19 protein-coding genes, 1 tRNA gene and 1 pseudogene are annotated in these 20135 nt (G+C 46.4%); 12 read left to right on the top strand and 9 right to left on the bottom strand.

Annotated features, from left to right (window positions below; all coding sequences use genetic code 11):
- Positions 1 to 249: 249 nt before the first annotated feature.
- From SFSGTM_RS06520 to SFSGTM_RS06490, 6 genes and pseudogenes are all read right to left on the bottom strand, one after another.
- Positions 250 to 1365 carry an IS91 family transposase gene (locus SFSGTM_RS06520; protein WP_162083488.1) on the bottom strand — a complete coding sequence of 372 codons (1116 nt, stop codon included), beginning with the start codon at positions 1363 to 1365 and terminating at the stop codon, positions 250 to 252.
- Positions 1362 to 2197 (bottom strand): annotated as a pseudogene (locus tag SFSGTM_RS06510) (tyrosine-type recombinase/integrase). The gene SFSGTM_RS06520 and the pseudogene SFSGTM_RS06510 overlap by 4 nt, the downstream one beginning before the upstream one ends.
- The gene (locus SFSGTM_RS06505) at positions 2187 to 2489 is read right to left on the bottom strand and encodes a hypothetical protein (protein WP_162083356.1); all 303 of its coding nucleotides are present in this window, start codon (positions 2487 to 2489) and stop codon (positions 2187 to 2189) included. Before SFSGTM_RS06505 ends, SFSGTM_RS06510 begins: the two are co-directional and overlap by 11 nt.
- 321 nt (positions 2490 to 2810) lie before the next feature.
- Positions 2811 to 3239, bottom strand: a complete 429-nt coding sequence (locus SFSGTM_RS06500) for a hypothetical protein (protein WP_162084477.1) — start codon at positions 3237 to 3239, stop codon at positions 2811 to 2813.
- A gap of 70 nt (positions 3240 to 3309) precedes the next feature.
- A complete protein-coding gene (locus tag SFSGTM_RS06495; protein ID WP_162084476.1) occupies positions 3310 to 3816 on the bottom strand; it encodes a hypothetical protein in 507 nt (168 codons plus the stop codon).
- Positions 3817 to 3909: 93 nt separating this feature from the next.
- On the bottom strand, positions 3910 to 4320 hold the full coding sequence (locus SFSGTM_RS06490; protein WP_162084475.1) for a hypothetical protein: 411 nt from the start codon (positions 4318 to 4320) through the stop codon (positions 3910 to 3912).
- A gap of 963 nt (positions 4321 to 5283) precedes the next feature.
- On the opposite strand from SFSGTM_RS06490, the gene SFSGTM_RS06485 reads away from it, so the two are divergent.
- The 9 genes from SFSGTM_RS06485 (at position 5284) to SFSGTM_RS06445 (ending at position 13026) form a co-directional block, all read left to right on the top strand.
- Positions 5284 to 5457 carry a hypothetical protein gene (locus tag SFSGTM_RS06485; RefSeq protein ID WP_162084474.1) on the top strand — a complete coding sequence of 58 codons (174 nt, stop codon included), beginning with the start codon at positions 5284 to 5286 and terminating at the stop codon, positions 5455 to 5457.
- Between the two features lie 100 nt (positions 5458 to 5557).
- Positions 5558 to 6103: a hypothetical protein gene (locus tag SFSGTM_RS06480; protein WP_162084473.1), complete on the top strand. Its 546-nt coding sequence runs from the start codon at positions 5558 to 5560 to the stop codon at positions 6101 to 6103.
- Between the two features lie 107 nt (positions 6104 to 6210).
- Positions 6211 to 7298, top strand: a protein-coding gene (locus SFSGTM_RS06475) for an IS3 family transposase (protein WP_162083368.1) whose coding sequence is annotated in 2 segments (ribosomal slippage) — positions 6211 to 6463 and positions 6463 to 7298 — 1089 coding nt in all. Because the reading frame shifts where the segments join, the coding sequence is not laid out codon by codon here.
- A gap of 552 nt (positions 7299 to 7850) precedes the next feature.
- Positions 7851 to 8216: a hypothetical protein gene (locus tag SFSGTM_RS06470; protein ID WP_162084472.1), complete on the top strand. Its 366-nt coding sequence runs from the start codon at positions 7851 to 7853 to the stop codon at positions 8214 to 8216.
- A gap of 32 nt (positions 8217 to 8248) precedes the next feature.
- Positions 8249 to 8458, top strand: a complete 210-nt coding sequence (locus tag SFSGTM_RS17310; RefSeq protein ID WP_162086228.1) for a TolC family protein — start codon at positions 8249 to 8251, stop codon at positions 8456 to 8458.
- A gap of 50 nt (positions 8459 to 8508) precedes the next feature.
- Positions 8509 to 9918, top strand: a complete 1410-nt coding sequence (locus SFSGTM_RS06460) for an alpha/beta hydrolase family protein (protein ID WP_162084471.1) — start codon at positions 8509 to 8511, stop codon at positions 9916 to 9918.
- Positions 9919 to 10017: 99 nt separating this feature from the next.
- Entirely contained in the window at positions 10018 to 10608 is a 591-nt protein-coding gene (locus SFSGTM_RS06455; protein WP_162084470.1) for an energy transducer TonB, read from the top strand.
- Between the two features lie 52 nt (positions 10609 to 10660).
- On the top strand, positions 10661 to 11854 hold the full coding sequence (locus SFSGTM_RS06450; protein ID WP_162084469.1) for a hypothetical protein: 1194 nt from the start codon (positions 10661 to 10663) through the stop codon (positions 11852 to 11854).
- A gap of 1095 nt (positions 11855 to 12949) precedes the next feature.
- Positions 12950 to 13026 (top strand) — tRNA-Arg (locus tag SFSGTM_RS06445).
- Here the strand turns inward: SFSGTM_RS06445 and SFSGTM_RS06440 are convergent.
- The 3 genes from SFSGTM_RS06440 to SFSGTM_RS06430 all read right to left on the bottom strand — a co-directional run bounded on the left by SFSGTM_RS06440 (position 12997) and on the right by SFSGTM_RS06430 (position 15681).
- Positions 12997 to 14619, bottom strand: coding sequence for a recombinase family protein (locus SFSGTM_RS06440; RefSeq protein WP_162084468.1), 1623 nt, complete (start codon positions 14617 to 14619; stop codon positions 12997 to 12999). The two genes, SFSGTM_RS06445 and SFSGTM_RS06440, sit on opposite strands and share 30 nt — an antisense overlap.
- 3 nt (positions 14620 to 14622) lie before the next feature.
- Positions 14623 to 14841, bottom strand: a complete 219-nt coding sequence (locus SFSGTM_RS06435; protein WP_162084467.1) for a hypothetical protein — start codon at positions 14839 to 14841, stop codon at positions 14623 to 14625.
- 150 nt (positions 14842 to 14991) lie between these two features.
- A complete protein-coding gene (locus SFSGTM_RS06430; RefSeq protein WP_162084466.1) occupies positions 14992 to 15681 on the bottom strand; it encodes a hypothetical protein in 690 nt (229 codons plus the stop codon).
- A gap of 1932 nt (positions 15682 to 17613) precedes the next feature.
- Between SFSGTM_RS06430 and tnpA the strand changes: the two genes are divergently transcribed.
- From tnpA to tnpC, 3 genes are all read left to right on the top strand, one after another.
- The gene (tnpA, locus tag SFSGTM_RS06425; RefSeq protein ID WP_162083703.1) at positions 17614 to 17919 is read left to right on the top strand and encodes an IS66 family insertion sequence element accessory protein TnpA; all 306 of its coding nucleotides are present in this window, start codon (positions 17614 to 17616) and stop codon (positions 17917 to 17919) included.
- Positions 17916 to 18275 carry an IS66 family insertion sequence element accessory protein TnpB gene (gene tnpB / locus SFSGTM_RS06420; protein WP_162083704.1) on the top strand — a complete coding sequence of 120 codons (360 nt, stop codon included), beginning with the start codon at positions 17916 to 17918 and terminating at the stop codon, positions 18273 to 18275. The genes tnpA and tnpB overlap by 4 nt, the downstream gene beginning before the upstream one ends.
- Before the next feature lie 80 nt (positions 18276 to 18355).
- Positions 18356 to 19984: an IS66 family transposase gene (gene tnpC / locus SFSGTM_RS06415; RefSeq protein WP_162084465.1), complete on the top strand. Its 1629-nt coding sequence runs from the start codon at positions 18356 to 18358 to the stop codon at positions 19982 to 19984.
- Positions 19985 to 20135: the final 151 nt, after the last annotated feature.

Below are 20135 nucleotides of genomic sequence, written 5' to 3'. Positions count from 1 at the left end.
CCCGGCATGGCTGGGGCGGGTGTTGCTTGAGCGCTTATGGAAATATCTTTTTGACTATGCTGGCATAACTGGACGCGTTACGCATCCCACCCGCCATTTCACGACCTTCACGTTGCCATTGCAGCAACTTATTCTATTCAACTCACCGTTTTTAGTCGGCTTTTCGGGCATGTTAACCCAATTTCAGCCTTCTTCAGGGCGAGCACGGCCATACCTGCCTAGTCTGGCAGGTGGGCGGTGTGGGCTGGTTTAGCGCATGGTCTCCCACCCTGTGTCATCTGCTCTGTGTTCCCGTTTTATAGATGGGGCTGATGTGGCTAGCGGTATCGCTTTGATACGTGTGCGCACTATCTTCATCACCCCACCGCAACATTGGCAACGTATCGCTGGTCTGGGTTGCGCTGGCGGCGGATTGTTCCGTCGCCATAGGTGGGTCAGCTGTAGCTGGGTGAGTAGTTTGCTATTGGGATGCAGGTAGCCAAAGTTGCGGGCGCGGCGGTAGCCTTTGGGCAGAATGTGTTGCAGTATCAGTCGCAGGAAGGCTACACCACTCAAGGTACGGGTTTCCATTTGTTTGGTTTGGCTGTTCCGGTAACGGAAGGTGACCTGACCATGCCGGTCGGAGAGGATGTCTTTCTCCTGTATCACCCCCCGATACAGATAGCGCCCAAGGTAGATCAGAGCGTGCTGTCCAGTGCCGACGGCTTTGCAATCCACCACCCAATCGGTCGGGTAATCGTTTGGCAGGGTGAGTCCTGCTTGTCTGATGCCTGCCAGTAATTTGGCACGAAATACTTTGGCCAGGGCTTTGTGGTTAAACAGGTAGTTGCCGTGTTTATGACGCATGCGTCGCTGTTTGGGGTTAAAGGCGACAGCGGGCATGACGAGATGCACATGGGGGTGATAGTCCAGTCGGCGGTTATGGGTATGCAGTACAGTCACCGCCCCTGCGCTGCCGCGCAGCTTGTTGTCGTTTTGGCTGAAGGTGTTGACTGTTTCCCACGCGCAGCGTGTGATCAAGTCATACATGACGCGCTGATGTTGCCAGGCCAGTGTGCGCAACTGGGCGGGCACGGTGAAGGTGAGCATGAAGTAGTTGGCGGGGATGGATTTGTGTAATTGCTGGTCTATCCAGCGCTGTGATTCGTGCGCCTGGCAATGCGGGCAATGCCGATGACCGCAGGAATGTGGCAGGTAGCTGGGTGTTTGACAATCATCACAGGCAAGTTGCATCCTCGGGCTCATCTGGCTACGGCAGGTTTGAAAGGCGGTTAAGGCAGCTTGCTGGCTGGGCAATAGGTGATGACCGTGTTGTGCAAGCAGTTTAGCTGCGTAGGTTGCTACGATGTGCGCCAGTCTGATCATTTGACTTTGCCCCAATGAATGTGGAATTTCTCCATTAATTGATTAAGGCGAGTGTGTGCGCTCTGATGGCGTTGTTCGGTGAGGTGGGTGTAGCGGATGGTGGTGAGGATGGACTGGTGTCCGAGTATCTGCTGAATTTCGAGTAAATCGATGCCAGCTTCTATCAGGTGGGTGGCATAGCTGTGGCGCAGGCTGTGTGGTGTAATTCTTTTTTTAAGCCACAGTCACGGGTCACTTGACCCAAGGTGGTCTGGATACCACCACGATCCAGCGGGGTGCGTGCCAAGTGCGATTTGGCAAGACCGCCGTGTCGATTAGGAAAGAGCAAGCTTGGGTTGCGATGGGTGAGCCAGAAACGGCGCAATACCTGCAAGGTGTTCTCTGATAACGGCACCAATCGATCACGGTTGCCTTTGGCGTTGCGTACTTGCACCCGCATCCGATCCGCATCGATATCCCCTACCTGCAAGCGTAAGCCTTCGCCTAATCGTAAGCCCAGGCTGTAGAGGGTGAAGAAGAATACGCGGTAGCTCAATACGCGGGTGGCCATGAAGATTTGTTGTGCCTGGGCGACGGTAATGATGTCGGGCAGGCTATATGACTTGGGTGGTTTAACCAGATCCGCACCTGGCCAGGGTTGGCTGAGTACATGGGCATAATAGAACTTCAGTCCATACAGATCATGTTTGAGCGTACTCCATGAATGGGTATCCAGGATGCGAACAAAATAGTCGGTTAATTGTGGCTTGGTGAGCGCGTCTATCTGGTCATTAAAATACACCGCTGCGCGCCGTACGCCGTGTGAATACAAGGCGATGGTTTTAGGCTGCATGCCTCTGAGCTTGAGGCAATTCAGCAGTCGCTGGTGATTGTGCTCGAAGTGCGCGGGGATGGGTGTGGGGGCTGTCAATGTCGTCTCCTCGTGGTACAGTAATCAAAATTCCATTGCTGGGGGAGACGAAATTATGCTGCGTAATTTGATGGTTCGGGAATATTTCTCCGCGATAGCGGCTTCGTTCAACAATTAAGTCGAGTAGATCAGCGAATCGCCCGACAAACAACGGGCGCAACCGACGATCCTTCGGGTCTTCGAGAACTACTGGCTCGAAATCATCTTCAGACATTGAACCTCCAGCGTGGGGCTAGCCGGCGGTACCTTAGCACTGTCCAGCGACCAACGGGAATGAGGTTGAGCGTCGGGTTAAAGCACGGAGTAGCTGGCGAGTTTAGGAGTGGTTTATCCATGCAAAGATTCCAACTATGAGAATGATCGTTAGTGTTCCACCAAATAAACTCACAAGAGGTTGGCTGGTGTCACCAATCTTCGGCTTGCAACGTCCGAACGTAATGATTACGATATAAAACCTTCCAAGTTGAAAGGTTACGACTTCGGATAGAAAATCAAAAATAGCATCAAGCATCTTGGGTTGCATCCTAACCTAGAATTAAATGGCACAGTTAGGCATCTCGCTTGAATGCCGATTTAGCACTTTAGTTTGCTTTGAAAGTATTAAGGAGCAACCTAGCATAAGGGATAGATACGCAACCATTTCGTACAATAAAACTAACGTACTAGATTTTAAGTTACCAATGTTTGATAGTTCCGGTAACGAAACTACAAGTACAGGTAAAGCCACAATAAAAGATACCCAAATAGCTTTGCGATTATAAAGGGCAGTTAAGAGATAGGCGCAGAAAACTGCTGTTGATGCAGAGGCAAGGAATTGAGGCAGAATAAGCGCCATCAGCAGAAATGGCATATTTGTTTTGTCTGGGACAGGAATTAGTTGTGATAAATAATCCAGTATGAAGCCATAGGATATAAAAGCTGCAAAAGCGATGACTGGAACTAGTAACCATTTAAGCATTTTCATTTGACAATTCTATGTAAAGTTAAGGGGCTTGACGCTCCTGCGGCGTCACGCTTGAATGATCGACTGGGCATCATTTTCCACCATTAACTTTAGTGAATACATTAAGCATAGCCTCGGATACAAAATCAGTTAAAAGTTTTGTTGATTTTAATTGCATACTTCTGCCAACATCATTCTGCTTTGATAAAAATTTCCCGACATATTTTGACGATTTTTGTTCGTTAGTGATAGATTGCATCTCGGTAGAATCAAAAAATTCCGCATATGAGCGAGCAAGGTTTGTATTCCATTGTTCCTGATACTTAGGTTGCAATCGGTGTAGCTCGTCTTTTGTAAGAGACTGTGCAGTTAAGGTTCCCGCTTTTTGAACAATCATAAGATACGTTTGGGTTGTTGTTGCAACGCGATAACTCATAGGCTCCAAATTATTTCCTAGTTGTAACGTCTTAACCATCGAAAGAGCAACATCATATGTTTCGGCAGCAAAAGTAGTTAATGGAGCAAGAAGCGCAATAAATATAAACGCTAACGCAGTGAAAGGCGTAAGTAAAAAAAGTGAACTATTTTTGTTATGCATAGATACTCCCTCGAAATTTATTATGATGCCCGACGCAAAAGCAATGGGCTGGCGCTATTGTGCAGACTCTCTTGACTGTCGAGTTTGCCATATTCACTGCGACACTCCAGTGATGGACATAAGTGCACCAACTTCATTTTCTGAGAACGATTGAACAGCGCACGGCTGTTCACTTAGGTTGCTGCCAATTAGATGCGAGGCGAGCAGTGTGGTTTGTTTTATTTCTGCAGGAAATTTAAGTAATGACATGGCGCTTTGTGAACCATCAGCATAGTGCAATAAAATTATGACAGACGGGGCTGGAGGCGTGTACAGGCAACGCCCCCAATTTGACAGGTTTTTTTCTAGCCACGCCTGCAGTAACTTCAATTGCTCAGGGCTCATTTGTATTACTTTGCCTGAGTTTGAAACTCGAACCTCACCAGCAATAAGTGGGGGAATTTCATGTTTGCAGCCGGAAAGAAAGACTACACAGAGCAAAGTGAGTGATATAAGCGATTTCATATGACTAACATTCTTTATGCTAACCTAGCGATCCGTACTATCGTTAATAATAAGGCGTGCTGTTTTCTGGTAATTTGTTGATTCATAATTGCCCAATAAATTTCCCTGTCCGTATATGATGTAATCATACGTTAAATTAATAACGCTTGATTGATTGGAATGAAATCGGTGAAATTATCAATCAGAGTAGCGGCTGTTGATCGCATTATGGATCTTTGATGATGGAGTTATGACCGAATGTTATTGGGTTGATTGCTGACATCCAAACAAGGTTAGTCGGATGTCAGCTTAGGCCGAATTCCTGACTATCGCTGTCATTGATGCAAACGTCTGAATCTCGGCCAAAGCGGCATTCAGTAAGGCTTGAAAAATGTGTGAATGAGCGTCTGCTTTAACAAATTTCGACATCCAGTACTAATGACTGCTCCACCTCAAATATTGGCTGGATTTCTTCGTTGACATGGATAGCCAGCTTGAATATTGACTTCTTGGAAAATGGTTGTTCCCAATCTTGAATGCACTACCACAGTCATGAATTTGTAAGTAAATAACGATAAAATGTAAGACACTTTCCATGTTGATTCAGCTGGTTTTGCGGTGCGACAAATAAAAATAATATTGTCCTTACGCATCACTCTTAATTAATGATGTTCGCCATGATTAGTTTAGCGCGCACCATCAAAATAATAAAGAGAGTGAAGCTTCCCCCACCTTTTACCAAGGCAAACTTGCTTAAGTAAGAAAGTAAGCAAGGGGATTTCACCTAAAATCAACAATAGGAGACGTGTTTTTCGGTAAGCCATTTGCAGTTAGATTGGTGGAAAGCAAAAATCAGATATGACAAAAATAAAATTATATACACGGCTATTGGTATCAGCCTTTGGGGCTCTAATATTCTCGGTACTGGCACAAGTTCCAAACTGTCATTTTGCAATGATGGCAAGTTAGCCCTCTAGTGCGGTAGTGGATTTTATTGTATTTGTGATTATGGGTAAGGTTATAGCCATCATATTTATGATGGCTTTAGTGATAAAAGGTTTTGAGGCTTTTTGGGCAAAAACAGTGGGGCTTTTTTTTGTTTTCGTGTTCGTTGTTGCAATTCCAGAACGTGCATTACTCAATATGCTGTGTCATTAATCCATGTCAATTTAACCTTTGCCACTATAAGACTGTTGGGTTAACGGGTAATCCCCCCAGCAAAAATCCCATATAAAGCCAATTATTAACAAGGATTAACATGACACTTTTTGGTTTCGAAATTCAAATAAATCCTTCCTTGAGAACAAACCCACTGACGTTGGTTTTTTTAGGGCTAATTCTGATCATGTTTTATACAACAATGACAGGGTCAGGATATTTTGCGAACTACCGATTTGGGGACTCTATCATTCCAAAAGAGAGTCAATTGGTTCGATCAGGACCCTATTTTATGCAAGTCGTAAATGTACCCCATCGTGGTGCCTGGATCCGTTTTAAGCCTGTTGCTGCAGGGGTGGGGTATATGCAACGCATTATTAACTTTAATAATCCTGATGAACGTTCAATTTCAAGTTTGGTTGATAAGTTACACAATCAACCAGTGGCTTATCTATGGTTGTATCCAGATAATCCTTTAAGGCAAGTTTGGAAAGTCGATATTAATCAATATAACGTACTTTCTTATGATAGAGCGATATTTGTCTATCGCATTGATTCAGATCCACTGCAGGGACTTATAGAAACAGTTGGATTCTTTGTTATGTTTTTGTTATCTATGCTCAGTATTGAGTGTGTCTATAAATGAAATATTTATTAATTTAAATCTATAGGGGCGCTAAATTGGTAATCCCCCCAGCAAATAAGTGCATTTAAAAGTAGAATTTTCTTAATTAGGATTTGAGGATTTTTTACATGAAGACTACCCGATTTAGTGACAACCAGATTATGCAGATATTGAAGCTGGCGGAGGCAGGCACGCCAGTGCCTACACTATGCCGAGAGCACGGCATGAGTTCAGCGACATTTTACAAATGGCGCGCCAAATTTGGCGGCATGGATGCCTCCATGATGGCCAGGCTCAAAGAGCTGGAAGACGAGAACCGTCGGCTTAAAAAGATGTATGCTGAAGAACGCCTCAAAGCCGAAATCGTTTCAGAGGCGCTTGCAAAAAAGTGGTGAAGCCATCTCTGCGCCGCGAGATGGCTGTGTTGGTAGTGCAAACTAGGCAAATCAGCATCAGTACTGCCTGCGCTGCCTTTAATATCAGCGAAACCTGCTATCGCTATCAGGCTAAGCTGTCGTCAGAGAATGCCCTCATCGCCGACTGGCTGATACGTTTGACCACCAACCAACGCAACTGGGGGTTTGGCTTGTGTTATTTTTACCTGCGTAATACCAAACAGTTTCGTTGGAACCACAAGCGGGTTTACAGAATATATCGCGAGCTGGAATTGAACCTACGCATCAAACCCAGACGTCGTCTGGTACGGGAGAAACCAGAGGCGCTTGCCGTACCAACACAAATCAACGAAGTCTGGTCAATGGACTTCATGCACGACCAGTTAGCGGATGGCCGCTGTATCAGGCTATTCAACGTCATTGATGACTTTAATCGTGAAGGTTTGTGTATTGATGTGGATTTCTCGCTGCCGTCAGAACGTGTGATTCGGTCACTGGAACAAATCATCGAATGGCGTGGCGTACCCAAGGTGATTCGATGTGACAACGGCCCTGAGTACATCAGCAATATGACTAAGGAATGGGCTGAACAGCGGGGTATCAAACTTGACTTCATTCAGCCAGGCAACCCCCAGCAGAATGCTTATATCGAGCGCTATAACCGCACAGTGCGCTATGACTGGTTGGCGCATTACTTGTTCGATACCGTCGAGGAAGTGCAAAACTTTGCGACAGCTTGGTTATGGACTTACAATAACGAACGACCAAACACGGCGATTGGCGGTATCCCGCCTAAACACAAACTCGCTATGGCCGCTTAACCTCTACTTTTAACTGCGGTTATTAATGGGGGGATTACCTGGCTAGTGGTTGTGACTTCGTAGGCATGCAAGAGTGGCGTGGTAATAAGGCAGCCTGTATTGGTTTGGGTGTTGCCACTATTGGCGCATTGTCGGCTATATCAATGGCGGTATTTACCGTCAAAGTTGCCAACACACTTGGGTCGAGGATATTAGGTTTGTTTTTGCTTTTTGTGTTTGTTTTTGTGGGTTCAGTAATGGCTGGCATTTTACCGAAACTTTTATGTCATTAGATTACGGGGATGCTATGGTGGATATAGCCACGATTGGCGAAATCCCGCCTAAACACAAACTCGCTATGGCCGCTTAACCTCTACTTTTAACTATGGTTATTAATGGGGGGTTACCACAGCAACGGGTGGAATTGTAAGCACGTCAGGCAAAAGCGGAGCGTTGAACGACATTGATGGGATCCGAATTTAACCGGACACATGCAAAAAAGGCACTTAAGTGCCATAGATTTGAATCGAAACTTGTTGGATTAGTATCGGATTTTTAATATGAGGTATTTTGATGACCGATAGTTTAGAAGATAAGAATAATTCTTTGCAAGATGAATTGGTTTTTCCAGTAGATGCATATTCGTTGAAGCCAATTAGGAATTATTTCTTGCTAGGGTTGGTTATTTCTATTTTTACTTTTTTAATTTTTGGTGAATATCAGAATACTGATCGTCTTGTAAAGAATTACTCAATATTGTTTATAAATTTGTTCTTTGTAGCGTTGTTTATATATAGGAAGTGCATAGGGATAGGAATATTTGATCGTCATATAAGGAAAAAGGATATAAAAGTCTTTAGTAAACTATTTCCTGTTTTATTTGTTGTTTTAGGGCACATGCTGGGCTTCGTTGTAATTTCCATTATTTTTAGGGGGTAATTCTATGTCCGCTGCAATTTCTTCAGCAGTAAATCAGTTATCTGGCTGCTCAAGAATCGCTCAATAGTTCGAAGCGGAAGTATGAAAAAGGTGCGGCTGATATTCTGGAAATTCTTAACACACAAACAGCACTCTCTGATGCACAACAGGAACAAATACGTTGCATGGCAGAATGGCGTTCCGCTCGATTACGGTTGCTTGCAAGTACCGGCCTAATGGGGCGTAGCGCTGTTAATCCATAGTGGATTTGGCAAATTAATTTCATAAATTTTAAACATTGGAACTTGGTTATATGACACACCCTGCAATACTTCGGTTGATACTCAGTGCATTTATTTACACTATTGGATTAAATGCCGCCCTGGCTAGTGCCGATGAGAGCAATATAGCGCCAATTGCTTCCTTGAATGAGGAGGTAGTCAATGTACCAGGAGATGCGCAATCCCCTGCCATGTTGGTTGTAACTATACTAAAGCCTGATGGCCCAGGCCCGTTTCCATTGGCAGTAATGAATCATGGTGCATCTGGTACAACCCACCCCGAACTTGAGCCTCGTTACTACCACACCAACTCCGCATACTATTTCCTCTCTAGGGGATATGCCGTGGTTCTGCCTATGATGCGCGGGTTCTCTGGTTCTCAGGGAAAACAAAGAGCTGACGGTTGTGTCCAAGAAGAGCTTGGCCTTAGCAATGCAAAGGATATTCGTGCCGTCATTGACTACATGGTGACAAAACCTTATATCGACCGCAATCAGATTGTCGTTGCGGGGCAAAGTTTTGGTGGATGGAATACCCTTGCTTTTGGCACCCTTAATTACCCTGGTGTAAAAGGACTGATTAATTTTGTTGGAGGGATTGCCGTATCCAATTGCACAGCAACACAGTTCGTTTTAGCGCAAAGTGCCGAGCGTTACGCCACGAAAACTTCAGTTCCTTCACTGTGGTTTTATGGTGACAATGACTCAAAGTTCTCACCACCTGTATGGCAAGGTATGTTTGATCATTATACTTCTGCAGGTGGACGAGCCCAGCTTGTTGCCTTTGGACGCTTCATGACCGACTCGCATAATCTGCTTGGATTTCCAGAAGGTATGCGGATATGGGTTCCCAAGGTTGATAGCTTCCTATCCAGTATAGGCATGCCAAATGCAATTACGCATCCAGAATATCTGCCTGTAGAGTTTCCCCCAGCATCACACTATGCCGCGATTGATGACGTGAATGCGGTTCCTTATTTAAATGATGCAGGAAGGCAAACCTATCAAAAGTACCTTACCGAACCGCTGCCTAAGGTATTTGTGTTTTCTACAAAAGGGCTGGCAGCCTCCTTCGTTGGTGGTTTTGATCCACTAGGAAGAGCATTAAGAGCCTGTCAACAACACAGGCAAATATGTCAGGTATATGCCGCTGATAATGATGTAACCTGGGTGCGTCCAACCCCTGCACCCATACCGACAAATTTTGCACCAATTAGTGATGAAAGTGCGGTGCCCTATTTAACGCCTGCTGGACGCATAGGTTATGAGAAATACCTGACGCTCAATAAGCCAAAAGCTTTTGTGGTCGCACCCGATGGGGCATGGACAGCTTCCACTCAAGGCGATGACCCCATATTAAGCGCGATGCTAACATGCAAAAAAACCCATCAACATTGTCAATACTATGCAGTGGATGACAGTGTGGTGTGGCCAGTGAAGTGATGGGTGTTCCAGTGAGTCATTACACACAATTGGTTTTTAAGGCTGTTGCACAATTTCTGTTTTTTAGTAACGAACGACATCATCACTGAATAGACATTTATGCACACTTTCATAAAAATATTGATTGTACTAAGCTATATGGGAGCGTCTGCTTATGCAGACGATTTACCTTTGGTAAAATCGATTTCTCAAGCAGCCAAGTCTGACCAGCCGAATATCGTGCAGCCTCAGCCACCTGACCAATTAGACAAGCCCCTGTTATTACAGCAGAGTTTGGAAACACCCAAGTTACAAGAACATAGTACTCTAGAGAATACTGTTTATAAAACGCGCAAGTTATATCTAGGCGCCACGCCACGGGATCCAAAATACGCGAAATACATGGCGGATTGGGAAACCAAGGTTAAGAAAATAGGTGACCAAGATTATCCAGAAGAAATTCGTCGGCTAAAGCTATCCGGTCAAGTGCAGTTGAGCATATTCATTAAACCTGATGGTACTTTGGCATACGTCAAACTAATAAAATCGTCTGGCAGTATCAGACTTGATGAAGCAGCCATTGTGCTGATTAAACGAGCTGAGCCTTATGATCCATTCCCAGAGGATATAGATGCGAGAGTCGATGCGATTGTTATCACCAGAACTTTGATATTTCCGAGTAGTCATTCGGTAAGTATAAAAAAAGAATAACGACGTTTAATAATCAAAGCTGGATCTAAGCCGTTTTCCGGGAGGGGGATTAATGCAATTAACCGAAACAACCAATGCAATTTCTCGTCAATTACAAAAGCTCCAGCAGCTGACATGGGCGCAAACAGTCATTTTATTGATCGCTGGATTCGGTTTCATCCGGCCAAATAATGGTGAGATGACACAAATCACGTTACCAAACGGGATAATTCATTATCCACATTGGCTGTTGATCTTATCCAGCTTCAGCATAGCGGGTCTACTTGGGTTGTGGTGGACATTCCAGCAATTGGATATGCGAAGCTTTACTTATAGCCGTTGGATAAATTGGCATGCAGCTGTGTTTACCTTGTTTATTTTGTTTGTTTTTATACTGGGTCCTTATCAACCCGGTGTTGTCATGATTGCGGCGTTTATTGGTGTGGCGTATGGCACCATTTCAGTAAATGTAATTGCACGTGTGTCTACGCGTCTTCAAAGCAGTAACAACGCCATGGATGTCACACAAAATACACCTACTAGACAAGAGCAATTGGTTGTAGCGCAGCAGGAACTAAAAGCCATTGCACATAGAACAGAAAGCTTTGGTATTTTCCAAGCTAGTAAACAGGCTAAGCGCTATATGACCTATGCCACGTTATTCACGGTGGTGTTCCCATTGTTGCTATCCTGGCTTATGCCATTGCATGTCTTGGAGTCTTTGGCAATGTTGCGCGCTTATGTGGACTGGATGTCAGGTATCGTGCCAGCAGTGGCTAAATATAATGCCATGAACAATCATTATGGGCAGCTGGCAGCGACGGTGAATGCGTTGATGTGGTCTTTCCTGTTTATAGTAATACCGGCTTTATGGCCTTATATTCTTATTCCTTTGTGGAGAGCAAAGAAATCTTTTTGCCTGCAGCTTTACGCCAATAGTCGTGACGCAGGTAATAAGGAAAGAGAAATTCAAGCAATCTTGCATAACCGTCCAAAACCTAAAGCAATGTCTAGAATGCGCTTTAATGTAATCGTACTTCTCTTCATTTCGTGGGTCATCTTATCTGATGCTAGTCTGCTGCCAATTGGAATGCCCTATTTTGGGCCATTCTCTGGTAATGGGATGTTTGCATTTGAAACGGTAAATCGATTTTATATGGGTTTTGCAGTTGCTCTAGCATCAATACTTGAAATGGTTGTTTATGCGATTATTCCAACCTTTTTAATAGGCTGGATAATTTGCCAATTAAAATCTGATGACGGTTGAATGAATGCTGATTTTCCTATAATGAATCTGCCTCTGCTTTGTTATTCCATTTCATAACATTATTCTCCGCATGGGGATATGTTGATGGCGCCGTTGAACATCAGAAGATGGATTAAGAGCGTTGCTTATTTAGCGAACGTCACTATGGGCAATGTAACTGCATGCCACAAAACGGACGCCTGTAGTTAACCCAGGACAAACTGGAGGATAGTCCGCTAAGGCCGAGTAGTGTGCATTCAACACACCATCTCCGACCGGTTGAATCCGCAGTTGCAAGCGGTCAGTCTGACCTTGCATCGAAACTAACGGCTGCTATGCCAACCAGAAACATCCATTCAAAAACTCACGAAAAGTAGGTAGCGCTTTTAAACCATTTCCGGTGGCTGGTTTGCGAGCATTATGGGGGGCGCTTTTGAAACCTTATAGGTGGCGGTTTTGCAAGCATTATGAGTGGCGGATTTCACCAGAATACGCAGTGTGAGCTGTCGCACCGTTACTGGGCACATCTACTTATATATTTTTCAATACAACATTTTCCTCTAAAAATGTTGTACTTAGCTTTTGAACGCACCCTATTATAAATAATTATAACGCATCGTTATAATTATAAACTTGCGGTATATCATTTTATAACACTGAAGAAACTAAGCCATATACCAATGAACTTAATAATAGTGTTCCGTCAAATTAAAACCTACTAGTTCGATTTAGGATGCATCTCAATAGCCCATATTTGCAACCAACATTACAAGGATAAAAGTGTCTGTTCAATATCAACTCGACATTACACGGCCTTGTTATGAGAGGCGGATTAGGTTCATTATGTAGCGATCAAACTGTGTTTTATCGAAAGAACTAGCGCTCTTACACTCAGCATGATACACTTCGCTCCGCATTATGTTTGTAACTAGCACTGTAGCTAATAACTGTAACTAGCAACCAACTTGATTTTGTGGCAATGGCTTGATTTAATTGAGATTTTGATGTTATTTAATCGAATCCCTCTCTCTCCGCCAAACTCCCCATATCAGCAGAAATGTTGATTTGAAGTTGATTTTAGTAAGCAGTAATGTTACAATTTCACGCTTCATCGATGCGCCCGTAGCTCAGCTGGATAGAGTACTCGGCTACGAACCGAGTGGTCAGGAGTTCGAATCTCTTCGGGCGCACCAATCATTGACGAATCTGGGCACTCCAATCGGAGTGCCCATTTTCATTCCATCAACGGCAAGATCAAGTGCCGCATAGTTACCCCGTACAGTTGCCTGTTTACCATCGACTCTTATGTCTTCTACAAGAAGATTCAACAACTGTTTACCGTACCCAGACTCAGTATCCAACAAGATTTCCTTCATCCGTTGCGTCGCATAAGCCACCTGTTTGGGCGATATTTTTCGAAATGATGGTTTGTCTCGCTTCAATAAAGCCATTTCTGTTACTATCTTTTCCCGGGTATCTTTTAATTGGTTTACCCTACTTTGCAGACTGGAATCCAGTGCAATGATGCCCTTTTCGATTGCACTATATAGATTATTCAAACCATCTTCTGTCACCTTCAAAGACCTAGTCAATTCCTGAACCGTCTTATCATCACTACCTTGCATTTTTTCCTGATGCTTAAGCCAATCCTTGATCATCAAAGTCACACGATCCGGTGCTAGCACCTTTTCTATCAGGCGTTCCAGTATGAGTTTATCCATCCGATCCATCGGCAAGTTGGGTGTATCGCAGACATGGGGTGAAATACTCATTTTTTTACAGCACTTGTAATATTTGTAGCGCCCGCTTTTTCCAGTCGCCAGCGTCATCCCAGCATTACATTGGCTGCACTTTAGCAATCCTGTAAGCAGTATTGGCGAAGTCAATGCATGGGGAACTGCCTTACCCAGCGCAACCTTTTTTGGATCTTGCGCCTCGCGTTTACGCCTAACATCATCAAAAACCTTCTCTTCAACAATAGGTTCTACCTGGCAGCGGATCCATTCGCTTTCGGGGCGCATAATGCATTTCTTGGAATCCCGCATGTTGTAGCTATATTCACCCCGATAGGTCGGGTCTGAGAGAACATCATGGATTTTCTGTGACCGCCATAAGCCTCCGCGCATTAGCAGGCCCTGCTCATTTAATTCCTGTGCAATCTTTTTTATGCCAAGCAAGTGTCCATTCAGGCCATTCAAATACCAGCCGTAGATCTTGCGCACGATGAATGCTTCCTTGTCATCAATAGCAAGCTTTTTCCTGACCTTACCCTTATGTCCTGGCACGTCAGTATCCACCACTTGGTAACCAAATGGGGCACGAGATCCATTAAAGAAGCCTCTACTGGCATTTTCCATCATCGCACGACTCGTGTGCTTTGCATTCTCCTTAGAGCTGTAGTCATCCATCATGGAAATCATGTTCACCATCATCTCGCCACTTGCGTCGTCTGGTGTAGGTTGGGTGATAGAAATGAGTCTGGTTCCTACCTGGCTGAGTTTGCGCCCATAATGCAGCGAACCATACAGGTCACGGAAGAAACGTGAGCGTGAATGGACAATAATTGCTTCAAAAGGGTGCGGTTTCTTTGTTGCCTCATCTATCATCTGCTGAAACACGGGCCTCTTATCATCGGTGGCTGATGCACCAGGTTCCACATATTCTTTTGCAACAACTAAACCATTCTGTTTGCACCATTCCCGCATGCGGTTTAGTTGATCGGGAATTGACAGATCGGCCTGCGCCTGACGAACCGTTGAAACACGAGCGTATAAAGCAACAGACATGGCTTACTCCTCAGAACAATCTAGCGGCATGCTTGCAAAAATATCATCAAGCATCTTGCGTGTCAGCATCAACTCGGCATTGACTGGTGAGTTTCTGCAGAAATCTTTATTCAGCGTTAGTGTAACGGATACATCTACGTTTTGCTTCAATGACAAGGATAGCGTTTCCACAATAACGTGGGAAACATGTGGCGCAATAATTTGCGCAGTCGAGGTTTTCATGGACTCTCTCACGGAAAGCCCGTCGTTCTTTACTTGTCCTCTGTGCTTTACTGCTAATCCAATATCCTAATTAATTTGAACGATGGGATATTAAAAAATGATACTGCCCAATATGATGGGCATCTGACAGTATAGTCACCGTTTTGCAATTCACACTTCAAAATCCTCATGCCACAACTTCTGCATACGCATGACGGGTAAATCCAACGGCACCAGTCCCGGCATACCCAATTTCACCAGCATACGACTTGCATCGAAATGCAGGCGCAACACCTGTGACCGCACCCCGGCAAATTGCGGCATTTCTCGTAGCAGATCAAAGACAGCCATGACTGACTTAATGTCACGTGCCTTTACTCGTTCAATGAGTAATGCCTGCCATTCCCGGAAACGTGCCGGCGTCATGCGCCAGGTCCAGGTCATGGTTTTTGGTTTGCCAGCAATATAGTTCTTCTCCAACTGCATCAGTTCGTAATCATCGCTCCACAGACGCCCTTCCAGGGTGCGTGCATCATGTACCTTTCCGGGCAAATTAATGTCACTAGTGAGCCCCAGCTTCCCGCCGGTTGACAACATCCACCACGGGATATCCATATCATTCGTACTTACCACAGGATGAAGTACAAGATGTACTGAGGCGCGCCCAGTACGTTTGCGGTATGCCCGTGCTGGCGCATCCGCCTGTAAGGCAAAGTCAGGGTATTTATCAATGAGCTTGAGGATGTGGCGCATGGCGATACGACCCCCTGTCCAGTAATGGTGTCCAGTTGTGACGAGTCGCTGCATATGCTGCATCAGCGCGGTCATGTTACGTGGTGCTTTGATCGATAGGTTTGCCATGACAGGCTCCTTTTATAGTGATGGAACCTTGTATAGCTACTGTTCATTGGATTAGACAAAAACATCTCTCATACCTGCATGACTGCTATTCAATGAGAATGCTGATGAATTCAATACTGAACTGGGAAAATAAAAAGATGAAAACTGCGCGTCAGTGACTATACAGAGTAAGGACAAAATTCTTCGATAGAAATTGCGGATGCGTTCCGGTGCGCCAACACCTGCTTATTAGCAGCAAGGGCGCGCCAACGCCCAAGCTGTTTCGTCTATACCGACTGTGTCGGTAGCCTTGCCAAGGGCAAGTCGTGTGGCGCCGTGTGCTCGTAATGGAGCTTGCACGGTGCGAGGGGGAGGTAGCGGAGTAATCCTGTCTGTTTACTACAGACAGCGTAATCCCGCTGCTTTATCCCATGCCAATCACCTGAGAAGGTGGGACTGGTGCGAACACGAAACGGGCCCGGGGAGCAAATGCCCCAGTGTACCTGATCATCTGGAAATTGAGTGTGAGTCTCAACCACGGCGATGCGGGAAAACCGCATAACGTGTGCCAGACAGGATGGCTGCGTAATCGTGCACAGTGATGTGCACATCGGATGGACAACGCGAGTGCGTTGGACTGTTCGGGCGAGCGTGTGGTGAACCAGGGTTGCGCCTGGGAAGCTGCAAGCCGCGCTGAGAGCTTAAACCTGTAACAGCGCCCTTAAACAGGGTGCCGTCTGGAAAGTGCAGAAGCCGTATAGGGCCTATAGTGCCTGCAATTTGGTGGAAGCGTCATGGAGTACAACGGTTTTAGAAGTAAGACAGGGTCTTCTCCCGGTTCTCCCGTCTGAAACAGGGTATCCAGCCCCTTACCGTTGCCATGGCGTGAGCCAGCGGCGTTCCTGCATGAACGTAAGAAGTTGGTCTAAGTGGTGCGAAATGCGCCGAACAGCGCACCAGGGTGGCACCTGGGGCGGCGGATGTAACGAATCCGAAAAATCTGTGACGCGTATGAGCGTGTTTCTTCGATGTTGACGTTTGGTCGAAAGCCAAACCGAGTTGGGGAAACGACACGACGAGAAGTAGACGAGTCCGGTTGGTAGCCGGACAGCAAGCGAAAATCGCAAACTACTTGGCGGTAGTTTGCAGAACGAACTCACCCTTGGCGGGGTAGGTTCGTCCGGGAAGCGTGAGTATTGCACGCTTCATTATTGATTACGGCCTGCGGTGCAGGTCGGTGGTATGAATTTAGGTGTTTGGCGACGCTTAGATTAATGCCATTAAAAGTGATTTTAAGGAGGAATCATATTTATCATTCGGCCCGACACTTTTTGTGTCGGGCTTTCTTTTGCACTGACTTATAGTGCATGCCGATTATATTGATGCCTAACTATGAATTCATCCAAGTGCGCAATAACTTCTTAGGGTAGGTTTAAGCTTGCATGCTGAACTGCGCAGATATGCCATAAGCAATCTTCTATTCATACTGATACAACGATCTCTTGTTTAGCCAAAGGAGTCACTCAGTAAGGCTTGTAAAATGTATTAAAAAGCGTCTGCTTTAGAAAAATTTGGCATCCAGTACCAATGCGGCTTCACCTTAAGTATCTGTCCAACTACCTAATGAAATAGGGATTGTTGATACCTGCTTAAATATTAACTTCATTTAGAAGATGGTTACTAATCCTTAATACACGGCAGCAGTCATGAATTTGTAAGCGGCAAATGGCAAAATGTCATAAAACTCCCATATTGATTCAGCCAGCTTTACGGGGTGACAGATAAAAAGAATATTGTCCACAGGTAACCCAAGAAACAATAGAGTCGTCTGGCAGTATCATACTTGATGAAGCAGCCATTGCGCTGATTAAACGGTAAGCGTCCAGCCCATCCACCTGTCATTGCCCGCCAAACTCATGCAATCTAGCTGCTTTTTTATGAAAGGCACGCTAGATGGCTACTCGACACACGCCTGATTTTTGGCAAACGCACCTTACCGCTTGGCAACAAACCAAACTGACCGTCACAGCTTATTGCACCCAGCACGGCTTATGTGCCAAGACCTTTTATCGCTGGCGCAGCCAGCTGACAACAGCGCCCAATCTCACGCGCCAGCCACCGCTAACCCTCATCCCCGTCAGTGTTCAACCTGCGCCTGTCACGGGCACGCTCCAGCTCCACAGCCCCACTGGCTGGCGGGTAGAGCTTCCCATTGCTAGCACGCCCTGGCTAATTGACTTGTTGCGGCAACTGCCATGATATCTGCCCATCCCATCAGCCCCATCGCCACCCAGGTCTGGCTAGTCATCGAACCCGTGGACATGCGCATCGGCATAGATGGCCTTTCCCAGCGCATCCAGCACCGCCTGGGTCGCAGTCCCTGCGACGGCGCCGCCTACGCCTTCCGTAATCGTCGCCAAACGCGGGTCAAGCTCCTGGTCTGGGATGGCACAGGGGTCTGGTTGTGCCAACGCCGACTGCATCGTGGTCACTTCACCTGGCCAGACATCGCTGCCATCACCCATCCTTTAACCCCCACACAGTGGGACTGGCTGATCACAGGTATCGACTGGCAAAGACTCAGTGCCCCAGCCCCTGCCCACTGGCAGGTGTAGCCACTCATGATTCAGTAAAAACATGCCTGAAACCCGCATTATTGCTGGTTTCAGGCGGGGTGAAATGGTATAATTCAAGCATGGATTCAGCCCAACAACTTGCCCAATTTATCCCCGATCCCGCCTTGGCGGCGTATGTGGATAAGCTGTTGGCGCAGGTTAAACAGGATGCTGAACTCATTCAACAAAACACAGTATTACTCCAGCAAAACACCGCACAAATCCTCACGCTGACTAAGCAAATCCAGCACGCCGAACTCAAGAACCAGGCTTTGGTACTGGAACTTGCCTATTACCGCCGCATCCGCTTCGCCAACAAGAGCGAGCAGCTCTCGCCTGAGCAGCGTGCGTTGTTTGATGAGTGCTGGGCAGCCGACATCACGGCCATTGAAGCCCAAATCGGGCAGCCAGATACACCTAATACCGAAGATGCGACAACCGCTATCCCCAAGCCTGCGCGTCCACGCGCAGGTCGTCAGCCACTGCCTGACCATCTGCCCCGCATCATTCATCGCCATGAGCCTGCATCTTGCCAGTGCGGTGCGTGTGGTGGTGCGTTAATCAAAATCGGTGAAGACATCAGCGAACAACTGGATGTCGAACCTGCCCAGTTCACCGTGCATCAACACATCCGTCCACAGTATGCTTGTCGCCACTGCGAAACCGTTGCTGCCGCCCCCATTCCAGCTGCCGTCATCGACGGCGGCGTGGCGACATCAGGTTTGCTGGCGTGGGTGATGATCAGTAAATTCGTTGATCATTTACCGCTCTACCGTATAGAACACATTGCCCAGCGCAGCCAGGTGACCCTGGCGCGTTCCACCTTGGCGGAGTGGGTCGGACGTGTGGGGGTAGCGTTGCAACCGTTGGTCGACAGGCTCACTGAATTACTGCTGGCACGCAGTGTATTGCATGCGGATGAAACGCCAGTGCCACAATTAGACCCCGGGGCGGGCAAAACCAAGAAAGCTTATCTGTGGGCTTACCGCACGGGTGATTTGGCATCCCCTTCATCCGCACCGCCTATCGTGGTGTTTGACTATCAGCCAGGGCGACAGGGATTGCATGCGCGGCACTTTCTGGCAGGTTGGCAAGGACACTTGATGGTTGACGATTACGCTGGTTATAAAGCGTTATTTACCCAAGGCATCACTGAGCTGGCATGCTTCGCACATGCACGTCGGAAGTTCTTTGATTTGCATGCGGCCAACCAAAGTCCAATTGCAGCGGCTGCGCTGCAGCGTATCGCGGCACTCTATGCCATTGAGCAGGCTGCGGACAAGCTGGATGCGGCAGGTCGTTTGCAGTTGCGCCAGACTCAGGCAAAACCGTTATTGGGCGAACTGCATGACTGGTTAATCCAGACTCGCGTCAAAGTGGCCGATGGCAGCGGCACAGCCCGCGCGTTGGATTACAGCATCAAGCGTTGGCCAGCACTGATACGCTATGCGGACAGCGGCATCTTGCCTATTGATAACAACCCAGTCGAAAATGCGATACGACCCATTGCCATCGGCAAAAAGAATTGGCTGTTCGCAGGCTCAGAACGTGCAGGCAAACGCGCTGCAGCGATTCAGAGTTTGTTGGCTACCGCCAAGCTCAATGGCTTGGAACCCTATGCATGGCTCAAAGATACGTTGGAAAAATTACCGGTCTGGCCTAATAGCCAGATTGATGAATTGCTGCCGTTTAAAAATGAACTACCATAAGTAGTGAAGGGATTGGAGTGGCTGGGCTGGACGCTTACATTAAACGAGCTGAGCCTTATGATCCATTTCCAGACGATATTGATACGAGAGTCGATGTCTGATGCAAGTTTATTACCTATAGGAATGCCCTATTTTGGGCCATTCTCTGGTA

It is taken from the genome of Sulfuriferula nivalis, assembly GCF_009937995.1.
In the GTDB taxonomy this organism is placed as follows: Bacteria; Pseudomonadota; Gammaproteobacteria; order Burkholderiales; family Sulfuriferulaceae; genus Sulfuriferula; species Sulfuriferula nivalis.
The sequence above is the reverse complement of the archived record's forward strand: the minus strand, read 5'-3'. Positions and strand labels throughout refer to the sequence as shown.

Excerpts from the sequence above, each read along its gene's own strand:
- SFSGTM_RS06490 (WP_162084475.1), bottom strand. The coding sequence starts at position 4,320 with ATGAAATCGCTTATATCACTCACTTTGCTCTGTGTAGTCTTTCTTTCC.
- tnpA (WP_162083703.1), top strand. The coding sequence starts at position 17,614 with ATGGCTACTCGACACACGCCTGATTTTTGGCAAACGCACCTTACCGCT.
- tnpB (WP_162083704.1), top strand. The coding sequence starts at position 17,916 with ATGATATCTGCCCATCCCATCAGCCCCATCGCCACCCAGGTCTGGCTA.
- SFSGTM_RS06440 (WP_162084468.1), bottom strand. The coding sequence starts at position 14,619 with ATGTCTGTTGCTTTATACGCTCGTGTTTCAACGGTTCGTCAGGCGCAG.
- tnpC (WP_162084465.1), top strand. The coding sequence starts at position 18,356 with ATGGATTCAGCCCAACAACTTGCCCAATTTATCCCCGATCCCGCCTTG.
- SFSGTM_RS06470 (WP_162084472.1), top strand. The coding sequence starts at position 7,851 with ATGACCGATAGTTTAGAAGATAAGAATAATTCTTTGCAAGATGAATTG.
- SFSGTM_RS06460 (WP_162084471.1), top strand. The coding sequence starts at position 8,509 with ATGACACACCCTGCAATACTTCGGTTGATACTCAGTGCATTTATTTAC.
- SFSGTM_RS06450 (WP_162084469.1), top strand. The coding sequence starts at position 10,661 with ATGCAATTAACCGAAACAACCAATGCAATTTCTCGTCAATTACAAAAG.
- SFSGTM_RS06495 (WP_162084476.1), bottom strand. The coding sequence starts at position 3,816 with ATGCATAACAAAAATAGTTCACTTTTTTTACTTACGCCTTTCACTGCG.
- SFSGTM_RS06455 (WP_162084470.1), top strand. The coding sequence starts at position 10,018 with ATGCACACTTTCATAAAAATATTGATTGTACTAAGCTATATGGGAGCG.
- SFSGTM_RS06480 (WP_162084473.1), top strand. The coding sequence starts at position 5,558 with ATGACACTTTTTGGTTTCGAAATTCAAATAAATCCTTCCTTGAGAACA.
- SFSGTM_RS06505 (WP_162083356.1), bottom strand. The coding sequence starts at position 2,489 with ATGTCTGAAGATGATTTCGAGCCAGTAGTTCTCGAAGACCCGAAGGAT.
- SFSGTM_RS06520 (WP_162083488.1), bottom strand. The coding sequence starts at position 1,365 with ATGATCAGACTGGCGCACATCGTAGCAACCTACGCAGCTAAACTGCTT.
- SFSGTM_RS06430 (WP_162084466.1), bottom strand. The coding sequence starts at position 15,681 with ATGGCAAACCTATCGATCAAAGCACCACGTAACATGACCGCGCTGATG.
- SFSGTM_RS06500 (WP_162084477.1), bottom strand. The coding sequence starts at position 3,239 with ATGAAAATGCTTAAATGGTTACTAGTTCCAGTCATCGCTTTTGCAGCT.
- SFSGTM_RS06435 (WP_162084467.1), bottom strand. The coding sequence starts at position 14,841 with ATGAAAACCTCGACTGCGCAAATTATTGCGCCACATGTTTCCCACGTT.